This window comes from Streptomyces sp. Z423-1, assembly GCF_013009255.1.
GTDB classification, from domain to species: domain Bacteria; phylum Actinomycetota; class Actinomycetes; order Streptomycetales; family Streptomycetaceae; genus Streptomyces; species Streptomyces gossypiisoli.
In genome coordinates this window covers 3,560,032-3,582,238 of record NZ_CP053109.1, presented here as the reverse complement: position 1 = coordinate 3,582,238, position 22,207 = coordinate 3,560,032, and the positions used below count along the sequence as shown (strand labels likewise).

Annotated in this window: 25 protein-coding genes; 18 read left to right on the top strand and 7 right to left on the bottom strand. The window is 68.1% G+C overall.

Translation table 11 applies throughout. The features are described from left to right. Positions 1-342 precede the first annotated feature (342 nt). The 4 genes from HJD23_RS16000 (at position 343) to HJD23_RS15985 (ending at position 3,011) form a co-directional block, all read left to right on the top strand. Positions 343-825, top strand: a complete 483-nt coding sequence (locus HJD23_RS16000; protein ID WP_171110470.1) for an SMI1/KNR4 family protein — start codon at positions 343-345, stop codon at positions 823-825. Between the two features lie 420 nt (positions 826-1,245). Beyond that, a complete protein-coding gene (locus tag HJD23_RS15995; RefSeq protein WP_240980727.1) occupies positions 1,246-1,716 on the top strand; it encodes an SMI1/KNR4 family protein in 471 nt (156 codons plus the stop codon). Between the two features lie 25 nt (positions 1,717-1,741). After that, positions 1,742-2,260: an SMI1/KNR4 family protein gene (locus HJD23_RS15990; protein WP_171110468.1), complete on the top strand. Its 519-nt coding sequence runs from the start codon at positions 1,742-1,744 to the stop codon at positions 2,258-2,260. Positions 2,261-2,663: 403 nt separating this feature from the next. Beyond that, the gene (locus tag HJD23_RS15985) at positions 2,664-3,011 is read left to right on the top strand and encodes a hypothetical protein (RefSeq protein WP_171110467.1); all 348 of its coding nucleotides are present in this window, start codon (positions 2,664-2,666) and stop codon (positions 3,009-3,011) included. A gap of 33 nt (positions 3,012-3,044) precedes the next feature. Here HJD23_RS15985 and HJD23_RS15980 read toward each other — a convergent pair whose 3' ends face one another. Then, a complete protein-coding gene (locus HJD23_RS15980) occupies positions 3,045-3,665 on the bottom strand; it encodes an SMI1/KNR4 family protein (RefSeq protein ID WP_171110466.1) in 621 nt (206 codons plus the stop codon). A 171-nt stretch (positions 3,666-3,836) separates the two neighbouring features. Here HJD23_RS15980 and HJD23_RS15975 point away from each other — a divergent pair, with 171 nt between their 5' ends. Together HJD23_RS15975 and HJD23_RS15970 are read left to right on the top strand one after the other, a co-directional pair. Continuing rightward, entirely contained in the window at positions 3,837-5,057 is a 1,221-nt protein-coding gene (locus HJD23_RS15975; RefSeq protein ID WP_171110465.1) for an SMI1/KNR4 family protein, read from the top strand. Positions 5,058-5,234: 177 nt separating this feature from the next. Beyond that, on the top strand, positions 5,235-5,834 hold the full coding sequence (locus HJD23_RS15970; RefSeq protein ID WP_180686302.1) for a hypothetical protein: 600 nt from the start codon (positions 5,235-5,237) through the stop codon (positions 5,832-5,834). Positions 5,835-7,259: 1,425 nt separating this feature from the next. On the opposite strand, the gene HJD23_RS15965 is transcribed toward HJD23_RS15970, so the two are convergent. From HJD23_RS15965 to HJD23_RS15950, 4 genes are all read right to left on the bottom strand, one after another. Beyond that, a complete protein-coding gene (locus tag HJD23_RS15965; protein ID WP_232107873.1) occupies positions 7,260-8,213 on the bottom strand; it encodes a hypothetical protein in 954 nt (317 codons plus the stop codon). A gap of 154 nt (positions 8,214-8,367) precedes the next feature. Continuing rightward, positions 8,368-8,778 (bottom strand): hypothetical protein, encoded by a 411-nt coding sequence (locus HJD23_RS15960; RefSeq protein ID WP_171110464.1) that lies wholly within the window; start codon positions 8,776-8,778, stop codon positions 8,368-8,370. 7 nt (positions 8,779-8,785) lie between these two features. Continuing rightward, positions 8,786-8,971, bottom strand: a complete 186-nt coding sequence (locus HJD23_RS15955; RefSeq protein ID WP_171110463.1) for a DUF397 domain-containing protein — start codon at positions 8,969-8,971, stop codon at positions 8,786-8,788. A gap of 3 nt (positions 8,972-8,974) precedes the next feature. Then, positions 8,975-9,778: a helix-turn-helix transcriptional regulator gene (locus HJD23_RS15950; protein WP_171110462.1), complete on the bottom strand. Its 804-nt coding sequence runs from the start codon at positions 9,776-9,778 to the stop codon at positions 8,975-8,977. Between the two features lie 259 nt (positions 9,779-10,037). Here HJD23_RS15950 and HJD23_RS15945 point away from each other — a divergent pair, with 259 nt between their 5' ends. The 3 genes from HJD23_RS15945 to HJD23_RS15935 all read left to right on the top strand — a co-directional run bounded on the left by HJD23_RS15945 (position 10,038) and on the right by HJD23_RS15935 (position 11,922). Continuing rightward, positions 10,038-10,448, top strand: a complete 411-nt coding sequence (locus HJD23_RS15945; RefSeq protein WP_171110461.1) for an ATP-binding protein — start codon at positions 10,038-10,040, stop codon at positions 10,446-10,448. An 80-nt stretch (positions 10,449-10,528) separates the two neighbouring features. Beyond that, positions 10,529-11,464 (top strand): hypothetical protein, encoded by a 936-nt coding sequence (locus HJD23_RS15940; protein WP_232107874.1) that lies wholly within the window; start codon positions 10,529-10,531, stop codon positions 11,462-11,464. 86 nt (positions 11,465-11,550) lie between these two features. Then, positions 11,551-11,922: a holo-ACP synthase gene (locus HJD23_RS15935; RefSeq protein ID WP_141309656.1), complete on the top strand. Its 372-nt coding sequence runs from the start codon at positions 11,551-11,553 to the stop codon at positions 11,920-11,922. 21 nt (positions 11,923-11,943) lie between these two features. On the opposite strand, the gene HJD23_RS15930 is transcribed toward HJD23_RS15935, so the two are convergent. Next, positions 11,944-13,173 (bottom strand): hypothetical protein, encoded by a 1,230-nt coding sequence (locus HJD23_RS15930; protein WP_240980726.1) that lies wholly within the window; start codon positions 13,171-13,173, stop codon positions 11,944-11,946. A gap of 158 nt (positions 13,174-13,331) precedes the next feature. Here HJD23_RS15930 and HJD23_RS15925 point away from each other — a divergent pair, with 158 nt between their 5' ends. The 5 genes from HJD23_RS15925 to HJD23_RS15900 all read left to right on the top strand — a co-directional run bounded on the left by HJD23_RS15925 (position 13,332) and on the right by HJD23_RS15900 (position 18,481). Then, entirely contained in the window at positions 13,332-14,948 is a 1,617-nt protein-coding gene (locus tag HJD23_RS15925) for an NAD(P)H-hydrate dehydratase (protein WP_180686305.1), read from the top strand. A gap of 70 nt (positions 14,949-15,018) precedes the next feature. After that, positions 15,019-16,269, top strand: a complete 1,251-nt coding sequence (alr, locus tag HJD23_RS15915) for an alanine racemase (protein ID WP_171117486.1) — start codon at positions 15,019-15,021, stop codon at positions 16,267-16,269. 139 nt (positions 16,270-16,408) lie between these two features. Next, positions 16,409-17,656, top strand: coding sequence for an alpha/beta hydrolase (locus HJD23_RS15910; RefSeq protein ID WP_171117488.1), 1,248 nt, complete (start codon positions 16,409-16,411; stop codon positions 17,654-17,656). Next, positions 17,622-18,134: a tRNA (adenosine(37)-N6)-threonylcarbamoyltransferase complex ATPase subunit type 1 TsaE gene (gene tsaE / locus HJD23_RS15905; protein WP_171117490.1), complete on the top strand. Its 513-nt coding sequence runs from the start codon at positions 17,622-17,624 to the stop codon at positions 18,132-18,134. The genes HJD23_RS15910 and tsaE overlap by 35 nt, the downstream gene beginning before the upstream one ends. Positions 18,135-18,313: 179 nt before the next feature. Beyond that, positions 18,314-18,481, top strand: a complete 168-nt coding sequence (locus HJD23_RS15900; protein ID WP_171117492.1) for a hypothetical protein — start codon at positions 18,314-18,316, stop codon at positions 18,479-18,481. Positions 18,482-18,958: 477 nt separating this feature from the next. Here HJD23_RS15900 and HJD23_RS15895 read toward each other — a convergent pair whose 3' ends face one another. After that, the gene (locus tag HJD23_RS15895; protein ID WP_171117494.1) at positions 18,959-19,519 is read right to left on the bottom strand and encodes a hypothetical protein; all 561 of its coding nucleotides are present in this window, start codon (positions 19,517-19,519) and stop codon (positions 18,959-18,961) included. A gap of 182 nt (positions 19,520-19,701) precedes the next feature. Here HJD23_RS15895 and tsaB point away from each other — a divergent pair, with 182 nt between their 5' ends. Genes tsaB through HJD23_RS15875 form a run of 4 tightly spaced genes read left to right on the top strand, consistent with a single transcriptional unit; the run spans position 19,702 to position 22,199 of the window. After that, positions 19,702-20,355 carry a tRNA (adenosine(37)-N6)-threonylcarbamoyltransferase complex dimerization subunit type 1 TsaB gene (gene tsaB / locus HJD23_RS15890; protein WP_171117496.1) on the top strand — a complete coding sequence of 218 codons (654 nt, stop codon included), beginning with the start codon at positions 19,702-19,704 and terminating at the stop codon, positions 20,353-20,355. Beyond that, positions 20,352-20,861 carry a ribosomal protein S18-alanine N-acetyltransferase gene (gene rimI / locus HJD23_RS15885; RefSeq protein ID WP_180686307.1) on the top strand — a complete coding sequence of 170 codons (510 nt, stop codon included), beginning with the start codon at positions 20,352-20,354 and terminating at the stop codon, positions 20,859-20,861. The genes tsaB and rimI overlap by 4 nt, the downstream gene beginning before the upstream one ends. Continuing rightward, positions 20,854-21,945, top strand: coding sequence for a tRNA (adenosine(37)-N6)-threonylcarbamoyltransferase complex transferase subunit TsaD (gene tsaD / locus HJD23_RS15880; protein WP_171117498.1), 1,092 nt, complete (start codon positions 20,854-20,856; stop codon positions 21,943-21,945). Before rimI ends, tsaD begins: the two co-directional genes overlap by 8 nt. Continuing rightward, positions 21,942-22,199 carry a hypothetical protein gene (locus tag HJD23_RS15875; protein WP_171117500.1) on the top strand — a complete coding sequence of 86 codons (258 nt, stop codon included), beginning with the start codon at positions 21,942-21,944 and terminating at the stop codon, positions 22,197-22,199. Before tsaD ends, HJD23_RS15875 begins: the two co-directional genes overlap by 4 nt. Positions 22,200-22,207: the final 8 nt, after the last annotated feature.

Here is a 22,207-nt window from a genome sequence, read left to right as displayed (position 1 = left end):
CAACAGGTGTGATACGGGAGCGGGCTTCAACTCCAAGGGCAACGTCGTGTACCTGCCGCGCCGAGAGCATGCAGGTCAGTGTGTTGCGACAGGAGCGTTCGCCAGCCTGACCCGAGCGGATTGCACTCCACTTCCCCGGCCAGCCCTGTCTTTCCCATTGCCGGGGCTGCCTGACTGTCAAAGGGAAACCGAGCACGTGGCCAATGACCGCATGTACAAGGAAGCAGAGGACGTTGTTGTCAAGTCAGATTCATTTCATTCGGAGCGAAGGAAGTTCGGTGTGAATTCGATAACGTTGTTGCAGCCGCATACAGTTGTTGGTGAACTTGAGATGGAGGAAGAGTGTCTTCCGTAGAGCGGCTGAAGGATTTGCTGGGGGTGCCTCCTCGGAGAGGTGAGAGCGGCGGTTTCAGCGCGATAGAGGCCGCGCTGGGTGTCGAGTTGCCGCAGGAGGTGAAAGGGGTATGTTCCCTCTACGGAGATGTGATGATCTCTGATTTCATCTTCGTCTTCGGGCCTGAGTGCATGGTCGAAAAGAGTCTATGGATGAGTGAATTTGTTCGGGAGGGTCATCCTGCGATCCCGAAAGCTGTGCTACCTGACGCCGGTGGAATGCTTCATTGGGGACACTCCATCGAAGGGGACCAGTTCTTCCTTGAGGATCAAGGAGGCGGTAAATGGATTGTCTCTGCTTTTCGGCGAAACTGGGGAGACTGGTACGAGTCTGATGAGTCCATCGCCGATTGGCTGGTGGGAGTGTTTGCGGGTCGGTTGGCTGTGGACTGGATGCCGGAATGGCCCACTTCGCATTGGTTTGAAGTTTGAGACTGGCCGGTAAGGTGCGCGACGCTGGGCACGGTGGGGCTGGTGTCGGGTCTGGCCATGCTGGGAGCGGTTTGGGTGTTCCGCTGATCAAGGCGTGCGGCCCGGGCAGACGCCCGGAGTGGCGGCGGTAGTGCGAGGCCCGCGGCTCGACGAGCTTCGCCTACGACCGGAGGCTCCGACAACCTCGCGGGCGACGGCACCGACACAACAACCGTGCGCCGGAGGGCACGTTGCTCTCCCTGTCCACGGGCACGACACGGCAACTGGCCGTCACGAACGAGCACACCGCCCTCGTCGCCGGCCTCAACGCCGCCGTGAGACTGGCCTTCCACCTACCCGAAGGGACCTCGTTTGCCCCACCCCGCTGTTGCCCGCCTGCGCGAGTTGCTTCCACCCCCTATCTCCGGCGGGGACGCGGTGGTGTGGGAAGAGGTCGAGCGGACGACGCGTCTGGCGTTGCTGGCCGACTACCGCGAATTCGTGGAGTCGTACGGTGGCGGCGAGATCGACGAGTACCTGTCCGTCAGCACTCCGCCGGTTCCCGGCTCGGCGTACGGGGATCTTCTGGACAGAGTCGATCCTGCTCTCTCAGACCGGGACCGCGAAGAGTTGGGCGCCCTCTTGCCGGGTAGTGCACGACCTCCACTGCTGCCTTTTGCGGACTCGGCGAGCAGCGATGTCGCGTTCTGGCTGCACGATGGCGCTCCCGACGACTGGCGGGTGGCCGTCTTCGGGAGGCAGGCGCCGCACGGGATGAACCGCTGGACGGTGTTCGCGGGCGGTATGGCGTCGTTCTTGGTGGCGGTCATGACCGGCGAGGTGAGCCCTTTCAGCGAACGGCTCCCGGCCGGGGACCGGCATGAGTTCGTGAGCTGGCGTAACCTGCAATGACCGAGCGGCTGGATGAATGAGTTCGATGTCTTCTTTTGAGTCGCTACTGGGCGGGCGGCAGCGCCTTCGTCCAGCAGCGCCGCAATCATGGCGCGCTGTGGAAGAGTGGCTTGGGCGTGATCTGCCTGCGGACTACAAGGAATTCGTGAACGGCTACGGTGACGCCATCCTCTATGGTCACCTGTTCGTCCCACATCCCGAAGGTGCTGACCCCCTTCTTGATTTTATGCGGGAAGAGAGGCGTAGCTTTCAGGAGGCCTACGGAGATGTGTGGGATATTCCGCCCATCTTGACGGCCGTATGGAAACGTATTGTTCCGTGGGCATATCACCACTGGAACGGGGATGTCTGCCTGCTCTTTCCAGACCCGGATTGCGGCCGGTGGCGGGTTGCCGTTGCATTCCGTCAGTGCCCCGAGTTCCTGATGCTCGACGGAGGTGTCACCGAATTCCTGATGGAACTATTGGTGGCGCGGAGGCTCCCTCGGGGCTGGCCACCACGGGAGCCGCTGTGGCAGTCCGCGCCGGAAAGCCCGGTGATATGAGATTTCGGCCGGTCGTACCTGGGAGACTGTACGAGTCTGATGAGGTTGGTCTGTAGGGTGAGCCGATGCTCCGGGCGTTCGGTGCGGGAAGGTGGTGGTGGGCATTTTGGTGGTTGACCAACGGGCCCGGGTCGTGCTTTCGCGGTTGGAAGCATTGGGGCTGGGTGTCGAGTCTGGCCACGAGCGGTTGGGTGCGTGCGTCCGATGTGATTCGACAATGACGTCAATGGGACCCACAGGTGCTGGTCGGGTGATTTGAGTGGGCTCAAAACTGGATGAACTGCGGCGTATTCTGGGACCGTCTCCCTGGAGTGAAGGGCGAAGTTTCGCGGCCGTTGAGCGTGAGTGGGATATCACGGTCCCTTCCGATGTCAAGGATGTCGGTCTCCTGTACGGAGACTGTATGGTGAGCGACTTCTTGTTCATCTTCGGGCCGGCCTCCATGGTTCCGAAAGGTGACTGGATGAGCTCCTATGTAAGGGAAGGGAAGTCGCGCAAAATCCCGCGGCCTGTGATCCCCGACGCCAGTGGGATGTTGCACTGGGGACACTCGATCGATGGGGACAGGCTTTTCCTTGAAGATCGCGGAAGTGGATTTTGGACCGTCTCCGCATTTCGTAAGGACTGGGGTGACTGGTACGAATCTGACCTAGCTCTGGCTGACTGGCTCGTGGAAATTTTCGAAGGGAGGCTGGCTGCGGACTGGATGCCTGAGTGGCCTGCCACTCACTCGCTTGAGACGCTTGATTGAACGCGTAGCGGTACCACCCGCCCGCAAAAGAGGTCATCTCGTTTGGGGCTGTCCCTGCCGGTGAGTGCCAGCGCCACACATCCCGCGGTCTGGGCCGTACCAAGGCTCGGGATGATGTTCGCCGGCAGACATCGGGAGATGCTGCAGTTTCACAGGGCCTGGATAGAAAGCCGAGCTGTTGGGACCGGTCATGTCTTCGCCGATCAGGTAGCGATGGAGCCATTCGGTGAAGCTCAGGCGGTGCTCTGCCCAGGTTTCGCCATAGTTGACCACGAGCCTCGTGGCATCGGCGGCTGCGTCAAGGAAGATCGTCTCTCCTCGGTCGGTGCACGCGATCGGCCATAGGCCGTTGCGGGTGCCGAAGCTCAACTCCTCGAGTCCGAAGAGCCGGCGGGGGTCCTCGTCCGCGTCGAGGTCAAGCTCATCCCAGGGCACTTCTGACCACGCGTGGATGGTGTCCCGGATCCACTGGGCCAGGTTCCAGCGCTCGGTCGCGAGGTGGGACAGGTACAGGTGGCCGTTGAGCTGGATCGGGGCGTATGCGTCGACGATCACCCGGTAGTCGGGCGGCAAACCGTCTGCCGAGATCGGCGTAGAGGCGCTCCATGCCGACGGCTGTGCATAGCGGTTCTGGGCCGGTCCAAGCATCGCCATGGTGGCAGCCAGGTAATCGGTCGCCTCGTTGGTATGGGGCGATGCTGAGCAACAGGCCAGCGGCAGGGGGGCATCGTCCGAAATGCGAGATGATGGCCGCCAGCACCTACCGGTCCCCGTACCTGCGCCGGCCTCCGCCCTGCGGCCGAACCGCCAGTCATCCACGCGACCGTGGATGTCGCTGAGTATTACATCCGATTGAGGTCGATCTACTTCCCCGCCCTCCCGGTCAACACCCGTTCGCTACCGGTAAAGGTCTATAGACCCGTGAATGCTTCAGACCCGCATGTCAACGCCTTCGCCGAGATCTTCGGCGATCCGCCGGCCGACTACGCCGTACCTGTCGACTGGACGGCAGTCGAGTCCTGGTTGGGGACGAGCCTGCCCGCCGACTACAAGGCCATCGCCGCCGTGTACGGCCCACTCGACATTGGCGCCTGGCTCTGGCTTCACATGCCATGCGTGAACCGCGGTTGGTTCGACTATGGGGCCTGGGTCCAGCAGACTCGGCGTAACGCCCCCGGCGTCCTACCCTTCGGCGCCACCCGTACCGCCGATACCCTCTACTGGGACACCACAGCATCCGACGACCCCGACCAGTGGCCGGTCGTCATGCACTGTCAGGACGACGAGAACGCGGGCCGCGACCCCTGGCGGCGCTTCGCGACCCCGCTCGTACCGACGCTGGCCCGGCTCGTGGCCGACGGCATGCGCCCGGTGGCCGCCCGAAGTGGCATGCAAACCGACCTGGAGCGCACCCCGTGGACACCGCCGCCACGGCGACCGGAGCCAACCGCTCAGCAGCGGGCGGCGCTCACCACAGGCAGCGGACTGGAGACTTTGATCGCACTCGTCCCGCCGCCGGAGACACCCGCGCTCGGTAAGCACAACTGGAACTGGCTGTACGAACGGCTGGGTACACGTCTGCCCGGCGAGTACGTACGACTGATGGAGCGGTACGGGGCCGGCACCTGGTGCGGCTGGCTGCGCTTTAACATCCCCTTCGGCGAGGACCAGTACGCGCTCGCACCGTGGGCCGAGTGGTACGCGGAGACCTACCAGGGGCAGCGAGCCGAGTTCCCTGAGTATCATCCCCTGGCTGTCTATCCCGAGCCCGGCGGATTCCTGCCCTTCGCCGACTCCATCGACGGCGACCAACTGTGCTGGCTGACCGAAGGTGCCACGCCGGACGACTGGCCATTGATCGTTGTACCGCGCCATGCCGACCAAGGCCCACCGCTCAACACCGACCTCACCAAAACACTGCTGGAGTGGCTGCGCGGCCGGTTCGCGACCGAGGGCCTGCCCCCGCTCGGACGTCGCGACGAGGACCCCCTCGACTACATCGAATTCGAGCCCTACGACGCAGAACCAGCCGCTGATGACCAATGATTCAGCGCCACATCGGTCGAGTTGTGGGAGTTCGACTCGGGGGAGATCGCGCGCTATTCGGTCACTCCCCCAATACATCGGTCCTCCCAACTCCTTGTACAGCCCGTCGAAGCAACAGCGGAGAAATCTAGGTACCGTGACGCACAACGGTATCCCCCAGCCGATCGGATCCATGCCATGAGCTCTCTTCCGCCTGGCGACCTGGCTCGCCTCTTGTCGGTGATGCGAACCGACCAGGGTGAGGACGAGCAGGTCGATTGGGAGGCACTCCGGTCAGCTTGGGGGTTCGGGTTCCCCTCGGACTATGTGGCCTTCATGTCGCACTATGGGGCTGGGGGTATCGATGATTCATTTTCAGTGCTGGTGCCCAATGAGCCGGACGACGTTGGCCAAGGGGGCGTCGCGGGCGAGACACGTAACGCCATTGGCTTGTGGACCGCGGGTACTGCGCATGTCCTGGCTTGGGGAGTGACTGTTGCCGCGGACATCATCTGCTGGAAAACGGAGCACGAGGATCCCGACCGGTGGCCCATCCTTGTCTGGCGACGTCAGAAGTCCTCGCCGCGGTGGGTCGAATACGACCTGCCCATGAGCGGATTCCTGTGCGGGTTGTTTTTCCAGGAGTTCGACGATTGCCCGCTGAGTGACTCGACTCTTTGGGGAAGTCGCTCTCCTCGGTTCATCAACCACAGGCAGGAGCAGCGACTTTATGACGCCGGAATAGATCCATGGACGGGAGAGCCTGATCCCTATGCCGACCTTTCGTTTGACGACTGACAGGAGGATGGGCCCCGATGTTTGACTGCAGGTCCGGGTGTCTAGTGCATGTTTCTCGCTTTCGTGAACTTTTGGGGCGGCCGTTTGTCAACGGTGATGTGGAACAGGACTGGACGGTGGTCGAGGCGCGTTCCGGGGTGGCGTTCCCTGACGACTACAAGTGCTTTGTCACGGCATATGGACCCGGGTGTCTAAATGATCAGTTGTATCTGTTTCATCCCAGAGCGGTTGGCGGGCATGAGGGGCTTCGCCTCGAGTCGCTTTGGGAGCAGGCTTCCTACGCGTACTCGGAGCTGTCCCGGAATGCTCCGGAGCTGTACACGTATTCTGTCCATCCAGAGCCTGGCGGATGTATTCCTGTTGCCCGGTCGGTATCCGGAAACCACGTCTTCCTGGCTCCGCCGGATGCTGGATACACGGATTGGTTCGTCGTCGTTGAGATGGGGCAGTGGGTGTCGTTGCGGATGTCGTTCACGGATTTTTTGTGGAAGGCGCTCCGAGGTGAGCTGGAAGTGCCACTGCTCCAAGGCCAACCGACATTCGAGCCGGTAGGCACGGTCGAGCCGTGATTTCGGCAGCTACCTTGAAAGGACGCTTGGTGGGGATGTTCTGGGCTCGCCGACGGAGTGTTGTCGGTGGTCGTGCGTCGCAGGTGGGGGCGGTGGGGCTGGTGTCGGGCCTGATTGTGCTGGGCTTGGCTGGGTGTTCCGCTGGTGAGAGGGCTGGGACTGGCCAGAAGACTGGGGTGGGGCAGTCGGTGATGCCGTCTGCTTCGGTGTCGGGGACGGGGAAGAGCGGCACGGCTTCGCCTTCCTCCTCGCCCAGTCCGTCCAAGTCGGCGGCGCCTGTGGCTGCGCCTACGCCTACGCCGTCGAAGGGTGCTTCCGTGGGGCGGGCGCCGGCTTCTTCGGTGGAGGACGGGGGTCCCGGGGGATCGGGTGGCTCCGGTGGTGCGGTGGGGGGAGCCGGTGAGGGTGGCGGTGTGCCGCAGAATCCGAACCGGGGGCCGAATCCCTTGCCTGCGCCGCCGCGACCGTCGCCTACGCCGGAGTGGAGTTCGGCGGAGTGGGAGCCGGGGGATCCTGTGGAGATGACGGCTCCTGTAGTGGTGCCGTCTGATCAGGGGTGAGGTGTGCCGGGGGCTTTCTGGCGCAGGTCAGAGCTTGAACAGGGCTCCTCGCCAGGTCCAGCCCGCGGCGAGGACTGTGTCCCGCAGAGGGTTCTGCATTTCACGGGAGTCGAAGTGGAATGTCTTGACCTTGTGGCGTGATGGCGATATCTGAATCTCCTCACCAGGTGCTCGGCGTGGCTCCAGAGTTGCTCGGCTGGATTCCCCAGACAAAGCCGCACCCTGCAGCCAGCCGCCAACGGAGAGGCTGCCGGTGGCCAACTGCATCGCGGGCGCGCGACTCGACCGTGCGGGCCTCAGCAGTCGTAGCGGTGGGTGCAGGGGGTGTCGGGGCAGCCGCGACAGACGAAGAAGTACATGCCGCCGAGGTCGCCCAGGGCCATGTCGTGCCCGAAGGCGTCGAGGGCGGCGGGATCGGCCTCGGCCATCCAGCACGGAGTCGCGGTCTCATCCTGGCTGGAGGCCCAGTCATTCAGAGGGAGCCACCGGCCCATGCCCGGCTCCGTCGCGGTGACGCTGAGCAGGTGTTCCATGCGGGTGCCGCAGCCTGCGCAGTCGGGCCAGTCGGGCGGCTGAGTCCACCCCGGGTAGCCCCCGACCTTGCTCTGTTGCGTGGTGGCAACTTCGAAGTAGTCGTAGCCCTTTTCCGCCTTCAGGGCCTCGAACCGCTGGTCAAGCAACTCGCTGAGTCCCTCCGGCAGGTCCCAGTTCGGGTACTCCACGGCCGGAGTGGGGGAAACGGTGCATGGGCGAGGCAGGTAGTCCTCGTCCGCGGTATGCGGGCGAGGCGGCTCCCCGGCGATGGCGTCGGCGGCCGTAAGCGCCGCGTTGCGCCAATGGAGCCGGGGGCCGGCCGCGTACTGGTCGTCCTCATGAACGAGCGGGCACCACAGGATCTGCAACAGGTCGGTGCCGGCGGGGAAGACAAGGCCGGGCACATCCCGTGCGTACAGCTGGACTACCGGGACCATCGCGACCGGCTCCGGCCTGACGGGCGGGTCGAGCGGCTTGTAGTGGCCTGGTTCGGCGCACGTCGGCCAGGGCTCGTCGGCCGGCCACAGCAGCGGCCCGCCGATAGAACTGTCACCCGGTCCCGGCTGCCCGGCCCGGGGGTAGAGGAGGGTGACATCCCGCGCCGTACCGATCAACTCCGGAAAGACGGCCTCGACATCGCAGGGAAGTGGAGCCAGCGGCCGGGGCCCGGTCGGCTGGTCCTCGGCGGTGTCCTGCTGCGCGTCCCCTGGCGGCATGGCGTCCTCTCTTGCTGGTGGTCCCAACGCGCCGACCCTAGCCCGCGCGCGACCCGGCCCAGCGAGGAGCGTGACGCTCGCTGAAGCTCTCCACTCGTAGAACGTCGTACCGAATGAGGCGACGAGCACCCCTGGCCGATTCCAAAGATCCCCATCAGCGTCGGCCGTCGGCTCCGTGCTCGTACGTCCATTCCCAGGAGACCGTCGTTATCTGGGGGCCGCGTCCGTACTTGCGTGATGTGGCCAGCCTGGGTGAGACCCCGGTCCACGTCACTTCCCGCTGCTCGACGATCGTTCGGACCTCGCGCTTCGACGGGATCAGGCGCATCAGGGTCGTGTGAGTTCGCTCCAATTGTTTGCGGGTGACGGAGGAGCCGACGGCAGGTTCCAGCATGCGCCACTCCGCCACCAGGCCGGCCTTCTCGGAGGGGCGGGCGTTGCGTACGGCGAACGGGACACCCGTGCCGTTGATGCCGAGCAAGGCGGACCGGAGCTCCATGGTGGGCAGCCGTGCGACGCCGTCGGCGGGGTACCTCGTGCCGGTCAGTCTGTCGAGAAGGCTCATCGCGGTGTCAGGGGGCGGGGGTGTTCTTGAGGGCTTGTATGAACGTGGCGAAGGCTCCGGTCGGGAAGGTGAGGGTGGCCCTGGCCGGGGCCTTGGAGTCGCGGATGGCGACGTGGGTGGGGGAGTTCGCGATCTCCACGCACTCGTTGCCGTCCCCTTCGCCCGAGTAGGACGACTTCCGCCAGTTGTCCATGCCTCACAGCTCTTTCGTCAACCTGTGGATGAATTCGCGCGACCGTTCGGGTTCGAGGGACGCTGTCTCTACTTTACGGAAGCTCATTCGATAGAGGCTGAGTTGAGCATCGGAATCGATGAAGACTGAGCCATGCGGGGCGTCACGCACCACTGTGTCCAGCTTCGGCAAGGGGCCGCCCACGTACGTCATCGTGCTTGAGGCTCTGGCGAAGCCGTCCAGGTCAAGGGGAATGACGCGCACGGTGATGTGATCCTCCTCGGAGAGCTCGAGGAGCTTGGCCAGTTGAGCCTTCGAGGTGGCACGGTCGCTGACCCTGATCCGCAGCGCCGCCTCGTGGATCACCACTTCGTACGGGATGGTGATCTGCTGGCGTGTCATTCGGTGCCGGATGCGCAACTCAAGCTCATCAGCCGTGAGTTCGGGCAGCCTGGATGAGAAGACGGCACGCGCGTAGTCCTCTGTCTGCAGCAGGCCCGGCACGAACAGGATGGCCACGTGCCGTTGAAACTTGGCGTGGTGCTCCAGCTCGGAGAGATCCAGGAACGGCGTGGGCAGCAAGCCCCGGTAGTCCTCCCACCAGCCGCGTGTTCGGTCGGTGGCCATCGCGACCAGGGCATCGATCAACTCCTCGTCCGTGCAGGCATAGTGGGAGGCAAGGCGGCGAAGCCGCTTCTCGCTCACTCCCGCGAGTGCGGACTCAATGTGGGTGATCTGGGCGGGGCTCACGCCGAGTAGTGCTGCTGCCTGCCGGGCGTTGAGGCCTGCCGCTTCGCGCAGCCTGCGCAGTTCAGTGGCCAGACGCATCTGGCGTGCCGTTGGTTCGCGCCTCAAGAGTCTCGACTGCTCCTAGGTTCAACCCGCCTTTGGGTGCGACTCGTTCGGCGTCAGATTACGCGATCGGCTTGCTGCGTCTCTAGGTTTATATCTACTGTCGGTGATGCGACGCACACACTGCGGAACGCCGGGGTGTCGGAAGCGCACCGTTTCGTCCTGCCAAGACGGACGCGGCAATGACACCGCCCCCCCCCACGACGACCCCTCTCCCGCCGAACGGAGTTCACGCATGCCCGAAAACGAGTCCTGGGAGTACTCCCTCCACATCCCGAACGACCTGCGTGCGGTCACCGTCAGCCGCCGCACGCTTCGCCTGATCCTCACCCTGCACGGCCTGATCCGGCTCGTCGACGTCGCCGAGTTGCTGGCGACCGAGCTGGTCGCCAACGCCGTACGGCATACCAAGGGGCCCGCTGCCCTACGGGTGCGCTGGTCGGACGGTGTGCTGCGGATCGGGGCGTGGGACGCGGACCCTGAACCGCCCGAGCCCCCGCGGCCGTTCGACGAGGTTGGCGAGGTGGAGGACGGCCGGGGGCTGGCGCTCGTGCGGGCCTGCGCTGACGTGTGGGGGTGGCAGCCGCTGGCCAGGGACGGGAACCGGGGCAAGTTCGTGTGGTGCGAGCTGGCCGCGGTGGCGTGAACGTCTTGTCGCCGCCCGAAAGGGTGAACGTATCCCGATCGCCCGCCAATCCGCCCCTTCGGCCCAGCAGGGTTGCGCACATGGTCACATCAGCTCACGAGGGCATGCACCGCATCTTCCAGGAGCGGCCCGAGATCCTCACGCCCATCTTTCAGCTGCTCGGCATCGAGTTACCCGAGAAGCCGACGGTGGACGCGATCGTCTCCGACGTGACGGAGGCCAAGCCGATGGCCCGCTACGTCGACACGGTGCTGCGGGTCAGCCCCGCCGACGGGGACGCCTTCCTCCTGGCTATCGAGTCCCAGGAAAAGCGCAACCCCAAGAAGGAGCTGAGCTGGCCGTACTACGTCGCGTACCTCCAGTCCAAGTACGGACTGCCGGTACTGCTGATCGTGGCCTGCCGGGACCGGGCCACGGCGAAGTGGGCTGCGGGCCCGTTCGACTGCGCAGCCCGTGGCTGGACCGTCCAGCGAACGTATCCCTTGGTCGTGGGCCCGGACAACGTTCCGGTGATCACGGACGAGAGAACGGCCGCAGAGAAGCCTGCCATGGCGGCGTTCTCCGCGCTGACACACGCCAACAGCCCTCATATCGAGGCCATACTGGAGGCACTGGCCCGTGGCTCCAAGGGGCTGCCTCCTGAGGACTCGGACTTCATCGTTCAGTTCATGGACGCTGTCCTGGCTGGTACTCCCGCCGGAGAAAAATGGAGGAAAATCATCATGACGTTCGTCAACTACTTTCCTGGCCGGGGCACCGTCATGGAGCGGGCCTACCTCGACGGCAAAGCCGAGGGCGAGGCCAAGGGCGAGGCCAAGGGCGAGGCCAAGGGAATTCTGCGCGTGCTGGAAGTGCGCGGGCTCGCGGTCTCCGATGAGGTTCGCGAACGCATCAGCACCTGTACCGACCTCGACCGCCTCAACGACTGGCTCGACCGGGCCGGCACCGTGGAGCATGCGGAAGACCTGTTCGACGCGGCCCCGGAGGCTCCCCCGAGCGCTCCTGAACATGGCTGACCAGTGGACGGTTCCCAGCCGGTGAGGCCCGGGGCGCGCAGTCGGGTCCGATCCTGCGAGTGTCGAACGGGTCGTAGGGTGCCCAGGTGAGCATTATCGGGGTCGGTATTGATGTCGCGGAGATCGACCGGTTCCAGGCGGCGTTGGAGCGTACGCCCGGGCTGGCCGATCGGTTGTTTTTGGAGAGTGAGTTGCTGTTGGCCAGTGGGGAGCGGCGTGGGATCGCCTCCCTTGCTGTGCGCTTCGCGGCTAAAGAGGCGCTTGCCAAGGCGCTCGGGGCGCCGGCCGGGCTGCACTGGACCGATGCCGAGGTCTACGTCGAGGGCAGCGGGCAGCCGCGGATCCGGGTGACCGGGACCGTGGCCGCCCGCGCGGCCGAGTTGGGTGTGCGGTCATGGCATGTGTCGCTCAGCCATGACGCCGGGGTGGCTTCGGCTGTCGTCATCGCCGAGGGGTGAAACGATCCTCGGCGGTTGACGTCAGCAGATCGACTGGCTGCTGTTGACCAGGCGGTTGTTGCGGAAGGTCGTGTTCTCGCCGCAGGGGCTCTCCCGTATCGCCGAGTTGGTCACCGTCAGGTTCTGGATGATGATGTCCCTGTTGTTCGGGAACTCCGAGCGGGCGGCCAGGCGCATCTCGCCACCGCCCGTGACACTGCCGCTCTGGGCCGCGAGGTTGACGTTGTAGCAGTTCTCGATCAGGACCGAGTTGTTGCCGGTGTTGGAGATCGTGACCCGGTCGATCGTCGCGCCGCCGCTCTCCGAGACGCAGAAGACGCCTCGGCCGCCGCCCCGCGCGATCACTTCGCCTACGCGGATGTTCGTGGGGTAGCCGCTGCCCACCCGGCCGTTGCGGTTGGCCATGCGGAAGGCCGCGTAGCCGGTGCCGGTGCCCGCGTTCTCCGCGTCGACCCTCGTGACGGTGGCGTTGATCGTCTGGTTGAGGAGCAGGCCCGACTCGCCTACGTTGCGGGCCGTCACCGTGCCGATCGTTATGCCGTCCACGCCGTAGGTTTCGACCGCGTGGCTTGATGCGCCGGAGACGTACACGTTGTCCATGCGGACGTTGCGCGTCCACTGGGACGTGTTGCCGCGGTTGTCTATGCGGATGCCCAGGCCGCGCGACAGGCGCATGTCTATCTGACCGAGGATCACGTTCTGTACGTTGCGCATGAAGACGCCGTACAGGGGTGTGCCGGTGACGTTGAGGTGCTGGACCTCCACGTCCCGGGTGCCTCGGGAGTAGATCGGGGCCTGGTCGCCGCTGCCGCTGCCGGTGACGTTGATCGTGCCGCAGACGTCGAGGGTCGTGTAGCTCGGGAGCGAGATGCGGGAACCGGCCGACATCGAGCCTGAGCCTCGTACTACTACTCGCTCCTTGGCGGTTCGGCCGGCCGTGAGGCTGTTGACCGCCGCCTGGACCGCGGAGCGGAGGTCCGTGCCGGTGTAGACCGTCGTGCCGCCTCGGCGGGCGGTCCAGGTGCTGCCGTTCAGGACCGCCTCGGCCTGGTACGAGCCCTCGCCGCAGGCCGCCGCGGGGGCGGCGGTGGCCGCCTCGGCCTTGGCCGGGGCCGTCAGGGCGCCTGCGGTGGTGAGGAGGGCGATGGCGGTGGTGGCTGCGGCGGTGGCCAATGCCGCGGGCCTTCGCCTGGAGAGCGCGGGAAGTGGGGGGAGTGCGGCGAGTGCTGGGCGTGCGGCTCTGCGTCCCATGGGGGGTGGGTCCTCCGGTCGAGTGGGGCTGAAGCGATCCGGGTGTCGAAAGCGTTCGACTGAATCGATTCATCCTGTGGGGGTGGTGAGTTTGGCAATGGCGTGGCAAAGCGTCAATGGGTGCGACGGTGTCAGTGGTCTGCGGGAGACTCGGGCGTATGCGTACTGCGTACAACGTGGAGACGGTCCGGGCGGCTGAGCGGGAGTTGATGGCGCGGCTTCCGGAGGGGGCGTTGATGCAGCGGGCCGCGGCCGGGCTTGCCGCTGCCTGCGCGGAGTTGCTGGGGCGGGTGTACGGCAGCCGGGTGGTGCTGCTGGTCGGGAGCGGGGACAACGGGGGCGACGCGCTGTACGCCGGGGCGCGGTTGGCTCGGCGGGGGGCCGGGGTGACGGCTGTGTTGCTGTCGCCGGAGCGGGCTCACGGGGGTGGGCTTGCGGCGTTGCGGCGGGCGGGGGGCTCTGTCGCGGGGGTCGCGGGTGCTGAGGGGTTGATCGAGCGGGCTGATCTCGTTGTCGACGGGATTGTGGGGATCGGGGGGAAGGGAGGGCTGCGGGCCGAGGCCGTGCCATTGGCGGAGGCTGCTGCTCGGGCTCGGGCTCGGGCGGCTGTGGTTGCCGTTGATCTGCCGAGTGGTGTCGATGCCGATACCGGGGAGGTGCGGGGGCCGGCTGTCCGGGCGGATCTGACCGTGACCTTCGGGACGCACAAGCCGGGGTTGCTGGTCGATCCTGCGCGGGAGTACGCCGGGTCGGTGCGGCTTGTCGAGATTGGGCTGGAGTTGCCGGGTGGGGGCGGTGAGTTGGAGGCCCTGCAGCATGCGGATGTCGCTGCGCTGTTGCCGGTGCCTGCTCCTGAGAGTGACAAGTACCGGCGAGGGGTTGTGGGAATCGCAGCCGGGTCGGCTCGGTATCCGGGGGCCGCTGTGCTGGCCGTGGCCGGGGCGCTGCGGGGTGGGGCGGGGGCCGTGCGGTACGTCGGGCCTGCTGCGGATGCGGTGATCGCTCGGTTTCCCGAGACGTTGGTGTCGGATCAGGGGCCTCGGCGGGCGGGGCGTGTGCAGGCGTGGGTCGTGGGGCCGGGGGCCGGGGACGACGCGGGCACGGTGAGCGAGGTGTTGCGGGCCGATGTGCCGGTGCTGGTGGATGCGGACGGGTTGCGGTTGGCGGAGGTCGGGGCTGTGCGGGGGCGGAGTGCGCCGACGTTGATGACTCCGCATACGGGGGAGGCGGCGGCGTTGCTGGGGGTGAGCCGGGAGGAGGTCGAGGGGGCTCGGCTCGCTGCTGTGCGGGAGTTGGCGGGGCGTTATGGGGCGACTGTTTTGTTGAAGGGGTCTACGACGTTGGTGGCCGAGGCGGGGGGTGGGGTGCCCGTACGGGTGAATGCGACCGGGACCGGGTGGCTGGCCACGGCCGGGAGTGGGGACGTGTTGTCGGGGCTTGCGGGGTCGTTGCTGGCGGCGGGGCTTTCGGCTCGGGATGCGGGGAGTGTGGGGGCGTATCTGCACGGGTTGGCCGGGAGGTTCGCGGCGGATGGGGCGCCGGTGGGGGCGCTGGATGTGGCGGGGGCGGTTCCGGGGGCTTGGCGGGATGTTGTGAGTGGTAGGTGCGGGGCCGGTGGGGGGCTGAGGGCGGCAGCCCTCCCAGGGACGGGACGGGTCACCACGGTCGGGTCGCACGGATGCGTCAATCTGCGGGTGGGGGACGCGCGCAGGCTGTGGGGCGTACTGAAGAAGGGGGACCGGGTGTACGTGTGGGGGCGGAGGCCGGGGACGTAGGTCGCTCCCTGGGGCCCGCGGTGGGGCCGGTGTCGAAGGGATGTCCGACCCCTCTGAGACACTGGGCGCGATGAGTACCACAGCACCGCTGCCGAGCACCGCCCCGCTGCGCGCTCGCGCCGAGATCGATCTTGCCGCGTTGCGCGCCAATGTGCGGACGCTGCGTGCCCATGCGCCCGGCGCGGCCGTGATGGCCGTGGTGAAGTCCGAGGCGTACGGCCACGGGGCGCTGCCGTGCGCGCGTGCGGCCGTGGCGGCGGGCGTCGGCTGGCTGGGGACCGCCACGCCCGAGGAGGCCCTGGCGCTGCGCGGGGCCGAGGGGATTCCGGCGGATGTCCGGATCATGTGCTGGCTGTGGACGCCCGGCGGGCCGTGGCGCGCGGCCATCGAGGCCGATCTCGACGTCTCCGTGAGCGGTATGTGGGCCCTGCGCGAGGTCACCGAGGCGGCCCGGCAGGCGGGGCGGCCCGCGCGCGTGCAGCTCAAGGCCGACACCGGGCTCGGGCGCAACGGCTGCCAGCCCGGCGACGACTGGGCCGAACTCGTGGCGGAGGCGGCGCGGGCGGAGGGCGAGGGGCTGGTCCGGGTCACGGGGCTGTGGTCGCACTTCGCCTGCGCCGACGAGCCGGGGCATCCGTCCATCGCCGTGCAGCTCGGCCGCTTCCGGGAGATGGTGTCGTACGCCGAGGGGGAGGGCCTCAGCCCCGAGGTGCGGCACATCGCCAACTCGCCCGCCACCCTCACCCTTCCCGAGGCCCACTTCGACCTCGTACGGACGGGAATCGCGCTCTACGGGATCTCGCCCAGCCCCGAGATCGGCACCCCGGCCGACTTCGGGCTGCGGCCGGTGATGACATTGTCGGCGTCGTTGGCGCTGGTCAAGCATGTGCCCGGGGGGCACGGGGTCAGTTACGGCCATCGGTACACCACCGCCGGGGAGACCACCCTCGGCCTCGTCCCGCTCGGTTACGCCGACGGCATCCCGCGGCACGCCTCGGGGACCGGGCCGGTGCTGATCGGCGGGAAGTGGCGGACCGTCGCGGGGCGGATCGCGATGGACCAGTTCGTCGTCGACCTGGGGGGAGACGAGCCGCCGCCGGGATCGGAGGCCGTGCTCTTCGGGCCCGGTGACCGGGGGGAACCCACCGCCGAGGACTGGGCGCAGGCGGCGGGGACGATCGCGTACGAGATCGTGACTCGCATCGGTACGCGCGTTCCGCGCGTCTATGTCGATAGCGATGTCGATGCGGAGATCGGTGCGGAGCAGGCCGTCGGCCACGGGCACATGTCGGCCGGGAACAGCCCTTCGGGGGATAGGTGAACGGGGAACAAGACGGGTAACCCGTCCCGGGGTTCGGCCATCAGAAGCACCAGCACCACCTGACCCACCGACGAACCTGACCCACCGACGAACCTGATCCGATGACCAACGACAACAATCCGGCGAAGAGGAGCGGTACGTGAGCGAGAGCAGTGCGGAGGGCGTCGTCAACGCCGCCGCGGCCGTCGCTTCCGCCACGGGGGTGGCCGGAAACTGGCGCAAGGTGACCGGTATCGCCGGAGCCGCCATAGGGGTGATCGCCGCCGGCGCGGCCGCCGGGGTCGCGATAGAGCGGATGACCGTCGGCCGGGGGATGCGCCAAAAGGCCCGGCTCGCCCTCGACTCGACGGGGCCGTACGGCGCGCTGCGCGGCACGCCCGGGCGGGCGAACGCCGACGACGGCACGGAGCTGTACTACGAGGTCGACGAGGTCGAGGTCGAGGCGGGCGTGTCACCGCGGCGGCGTCGGCTGTTCGGCCGCAAGGCGCCCGCGCCGGTCACCGTCGTCTTCAGTCACGGCTACTGCCTCAACCAGGACTCCTGGCACTTCCAGCGGGCGGCGCTGCGGGGTGTCGTACGGACCGTGCACTGGGACCAGCGCAGCCACGGCCGGTCCGAGCGCGGGGAGTCGCAGGTCCAGGACGGTGCGCCGGTCACCATCGACCAGCTCGGCCGAGATCTGAAGGCCGTGATCGACGCGGCCGTGCCGGAGGGGCCGATCGTGCTGGTCGGGCACTCCATGGGCGGCATGACGATGATGGCGCTGGCCGCGCAGTACCCGGAGCTGATCCGGGAGCGGGTGGTCGCGGTCGCACTCGTCGGTACGTCGTCGGGGAGGCTCGGCGAGGTCAACTTCGGGCTGCCCGTCGCGGGCGTCAACGCGGTGCGGCGCGTGCTGCCCGGGGTGCTGCGGGCGCTGGGGCAGCAGGCGGAGCTGGTGGAGAAGGGGCGGCGGGCGGTCGCCGATCTGTTCGCCGGGATCATCAAGCGGTACTCGTTCGCCTCCCGGGACATCGACCCGGCCGTCGCGCGGTTCGCCGAGCGGATGATCGAGGGCACGCCGATCGACGTGGTCGCCGAGTTCTATCCGGCGTTCACCGACCACGACAAGACCGAGGCGCTCGCCCACTTCGCGGATCTGCCGGTGCTGGTGCTGGCGGGGCTCAAGGATCTCGTCACGCCGAGCGAGCACAGCGAGGCCATCGCCGATCTGCTCCCGGACGCGGAACTGGTCCTCGTACCCGACGCGGGGCATCTGGTGATGCTGGAACACCCGGAAGTGGTCACCGACCGGCTCGCCGACCTGCTCACCCGCGCGGGTGCCGTGCCGGCAGGGGCTACCGTGGGTGGCTATGGAAGCACCAGCGGCACCGCACAACCCGGCTGAGACCGAGCTGATCGTCCACTCGCCCGAGCAGATGCGTGACCTCGGGCGCCGGCTCGCCAAACTGCTGCGCGCCGGTGACCTGGTCATGCTCAGCGGGGAGCTTGGCGCGGGCAAGACCACGCTGACCCGGGGGCTCGGCGAGGGGCTCGGCGTGCGCGGGGCGGTCACCTCGCCGACGTTCGTGATCGCGCGCGTACATCCGTCCCTCGGGGACGGGCCGCCGCTCCTCCATGTCGACGCGTACCGCCTGGGCGGTGGGCTGGACGAGATGGAGGACCTCGACCTCGACGTCTCGCTGCCCGAGTCGGTGGTCGTGGTGGAGTGGGGCGAGGGCAAGGTCGAGGAGCTGACCGAGGACCGGCTGCACGTCACGATCCACCGGGCGGTGGGGGACACGACGGACGAGGTACGGCACGTGACGCTCACGGGCGTCGGCGAGCGGTGGACGGCGGTGGATCTGGGTTCGGTGTCGGCGTGAAGCCGTGGCCCGGCTCGGGGGTCCGATAAATCGCCCGGGATTTCGACGAACGTTCCGACATCACGTCGGCAACATATTGCGTCCGAGGTCTCGGGCGTGGTCACATGGTATCCAGTCGGTAGTTAGGTGTACCTAAGTTGCGCCCGACCACCTCCGCCCCCGGCCCTCAGGAGGCGTCCATGTCGACCACGGACCGCACGCCGCAGCCGCGGCCCGGCGCGCCCGCCGGGGTGTCCATGCGCGATCTGCTGGCGTCCTGCGCCGCCGCGCACGCGATCTCCACGCCCCCGCGCGCACCGGAGCCCCCGGCTCCCGAACAGCCGGTGAACCAGCGCGAGGCCGCGTAGCACGGCTACCGGGTGGGTGAGGTCGCCGGCACGGGCTGCCGGATGAGGCCGCGCAGTACGGCTACTGGACGCGGCCGCAAGCATGGGCTGCTGGATGAGTTCGCTGGTACGGGCTGACGGAGGAGGCTGCCACCGCGGGCTATTGGGTGCGGCCGCAAGCATGGGCTGCTGGGTGAGTTCGCTGGTACGGGCTAGCGGAGGTGGCCGCCACACGGGCTACTGGATGCGGCCGCAAGCATGGGCTGCTGGGTGAGTTCGCTGGCCTGGGCTAACGGATGAAGCCGCCGCACGGGCTACTGGATGCGGCCGCAAGCACGGGTTACCGGATGGATGAGTTCGCTGGCACGGGCTACCGGATGAAGCCGCCACCACGGGCTACCGGATGAGGCCATGGCACGGGCCACCGGAGAAGACCGCCGGCGCGGGCCACCGGAGAAGAACGCTGGCGCGGGCCACGGACCAGGTCGCTCGTACGGGCTACCGGATGACGACGACCTTCTGCCCGATCGTCGCGAACTGCCACATCGCGTCCCCGTCCGCCCGCTTCTCCCGGATACCCCCCGTCCGCACCGCCGGGTCGGGTGGCGGGGCCGCGCCGTCCACCGCCGCGCTGAAGCCGATGACCACGCCGTCGACGCTGGTGAAGCGGACGACGTGCTCGACGGGCGTGCCGTCGGAGCCGGTGGTCGCGCCCGTGCGGGACGTCACCGCGTAGGTGCCCGGCGGCGGGTCGACCGGGCTGGGCATGACCTTGAAGGTGCGCTGGACCCTGTTGCGCGGGCCGACCAGCCACACCCGGTCGTCGTCGAGCGAGTACACGACCCGTTCGCCGGTGCCGGAGCCGCCGGGCAGGGCGGTGGGGTGCCGTCTGTCGCGGGGGGCCTTGGACGCGGTCGCCGCGGGTGAGCCGCCGGGGCTGTTCGGCGATGCGCTCAGCTCGGCCGGTACGGTTGCCGCCGCCTGGTAGGCGAGGAACCCGACCGCCGCGAGGGCGGCCGCCGTCAGCCCGGTCACGATTCCGGCGCTGGTGCTGGCCACGGCGCCCTCCTCCGCGTCGTATGTCCTGTATGTCCTGACGTGTGGTTACGGTAGGTGACGGTAGCAGTACTGGCGGCGTGGACCCGGGCGGCTGCCCGCCATCGGGCACCGTGTCGGAGCATCCGTGGCCCGCGTCCGCCACGGCGTCCGCCACCGGGCACCAGGAGCCGTAGGCTGTTTGCGTGCTCTTGCTCGCTCTGGATACCGCCACCCCCGCCGTGACCGTCGCCCTGCACGACGGCACGGACGTCATCGCCTCGTCCAGCCAACTGGACGCCCGCCGGCACGGTGAGCTGCTGCTTCCGGCCGTCGACCGCGTCCTGACGGACGCCGGGCTGAAACTGGACGCCGTCACCGGCATCGTCGTAGGGATCGGCCCGGGGCCGTACACCGGGCTGCGCGTCGGGCTGATGACCGCCGACACCTTCGGGCTCGCGCTCGGTGTGCCCGTGCACGGCGTGTGCACCCTGGACGGCCTCGCCTACGCGGCCGACATGGAGGGCCCCTTCGTCGTGGCGACCGACGCCCGGCGCAAGGAGGTCTACTGGGCGCGGTACGACGACTCCCGCACCCGCGTCACCGACCCGGCCGTCGACCGGCCCGCCGACATCGCCGAGCAGGTCAGGGACCTGCCCGCGATCGGCGCGGGCGCGCTGCTCTACCCGGACACCTTCCCGGTCGCGCACGAGCCGGAGCATGTGTCCGCCGCCGCACTCGCCCGGCTGGCCGTCGAGCGGCTGGACAAGGGCGAGGAACTGCCGCCCGCCCGGCCGCTGTATCTGCGCCGCCCGGACGCCCAGGTGCCCAAGAACTACAAGGTGGTCACCCCGAAGTGACCGAGTCCGTGACGCCCGTGCTGCGCGAGATGCGCTGGTGGGACATCGATCCCGTACTGGAGCTGGAGCGGGATCTGTTCCCCGACGACGCCTGGTCGCGGGGCATGTTCTGGTCCGAGCTCGCCCACGCGCGCGGCCCCGGGGCGAGCCGGCGGTACATCGTCGCTCAGGACGGCGACCGGATCGCCGGGTACGCCGGGCTCGCCTCCGCCGGGGACATCGCCGACATCCAGACGATGGCCGTCGCCCGGGACTACTGGGGCACCGGCCTCGGCGGGCGGCTGCTGACCGAACTGCTGCGGGCGGCGACCGCGTTCGAGTGCGCCGAGGTGATGCTCGAATGCCGGGTCGACAACGTCCGCGCCCAGAAGCTCTACGAGCGCTTCGGCTTCGAGGCCATCGGTTTCCGGCGCGGCTACTACCAGCCCGGCAACGTGGACGCCCTGGTGATGCGCCTGACCGACCCCGCAACCTCTGTACAAGGAACCGAGATCCAACATGGCTGACGAACCCCTGGTCCTGGGGATCGAGACCTCCTGCGACGAGACCGGCGTCGGCGTCGTCCGCGGCACCACCCTGCTGGCGGACGCCGTCGCCTCCAGCGTCGACGAGCACGCCCGCTTCGGCGGTGTGGTGCCGGAGGTCGCGTCCCGCGCGCACCTGGAGGCGATGATCCCGACGATCGACCGGGCGCTGAAGGAGGCCGGGGTCAGCGCGAGGGACCTCGACGGCATCGCGGTGACGGCCGGTCCGGGGCTGGCGGGCGCGCTGCTGGTCGGCGTATCGGCCGCGAAGGCGTACGCGTACGCGCTCGGCAAGCCCCTCTACGGCGTCAACCACCTCGCCTCGCACATCTGCGTCGACCAGCTGGAGCACGGGGCGCTGCCCGAGCCGACGATGGCGCTGCTGGTGTCCGGCGGCCACTCGTCGCTGCTGCTGTCCTCCGACATCACCTCGGACGTACGGCCGATGGGCGCCACCATCGACGACGCGGCCGGCGAGGCCTTCGACAAGATCGCCCGGGTGCTGAACCTGGGCTTCCCCGGCGGTCCGGTCATCGACCGGTACGCGCGCGAGGGCGACCCCGAGGCGATCGCGTTCCCGCGCGGCCTGACCGGGCCTCGCGACCCGGCGTACGACTTCTCCTTCTCCGGCCTGAAGACGGCCGTGGCCCGCTGGATCGAGGCCAAGCGGGCGGCCGGGGAGGACGTGCCGGTGCGCGACGTGGCGGCGTCCTTCCAGGAGGCGGTCGTGGACGTCCTGACGAGGAAGGCGGTACGGGCCTGTCGCGACGAGGGCGTCGACCACCTGATGATCGGCGGTGGCGTCGCCGCCAACTCCCGGCTGCGCGCCCTCGCCCAGGAGCGCTGCGAGGCGGCCGGCATCCGGCTGCGGGTGCCCCGGCCCAAGCTGTGCACCGACAACGGGGCGATGGTCGCGGCGCTGGGCGCGGAGATGGTGGCGCGGGGGCGTGCGGCGTCGAGCTGGGACCTGTCGGCGGACTCGTCGCTCCCGGTGACGGACCCGCATGTGCCCGGGCACTCCCACGACCATGTGCACGAGGTCAGCAAGGGGAACCTGTACTCGTGACGGTCGCGTTGATGTGGGAGGCGCGGGCGGTGCCGGGGCGGGGCGAGGAACTGCTGGCGTGGGCGCGCGAGCAGCGGCTGGAGCCCGGCCCGCTGCGCCGGGAGACGTTCCGCGCGCCGCAGGACCGGGTGCTGGTCATCACGTGGTGGGATGCGGCGTATGACGCCGAAGTGCCCGAATTGCCGGAGCCGGACGATGAGTTGGTGACTCGGGCCGTGCATCGGTGGCGGTTCGAGTCGGTCGGGGCCGCATAGCCGCCCGT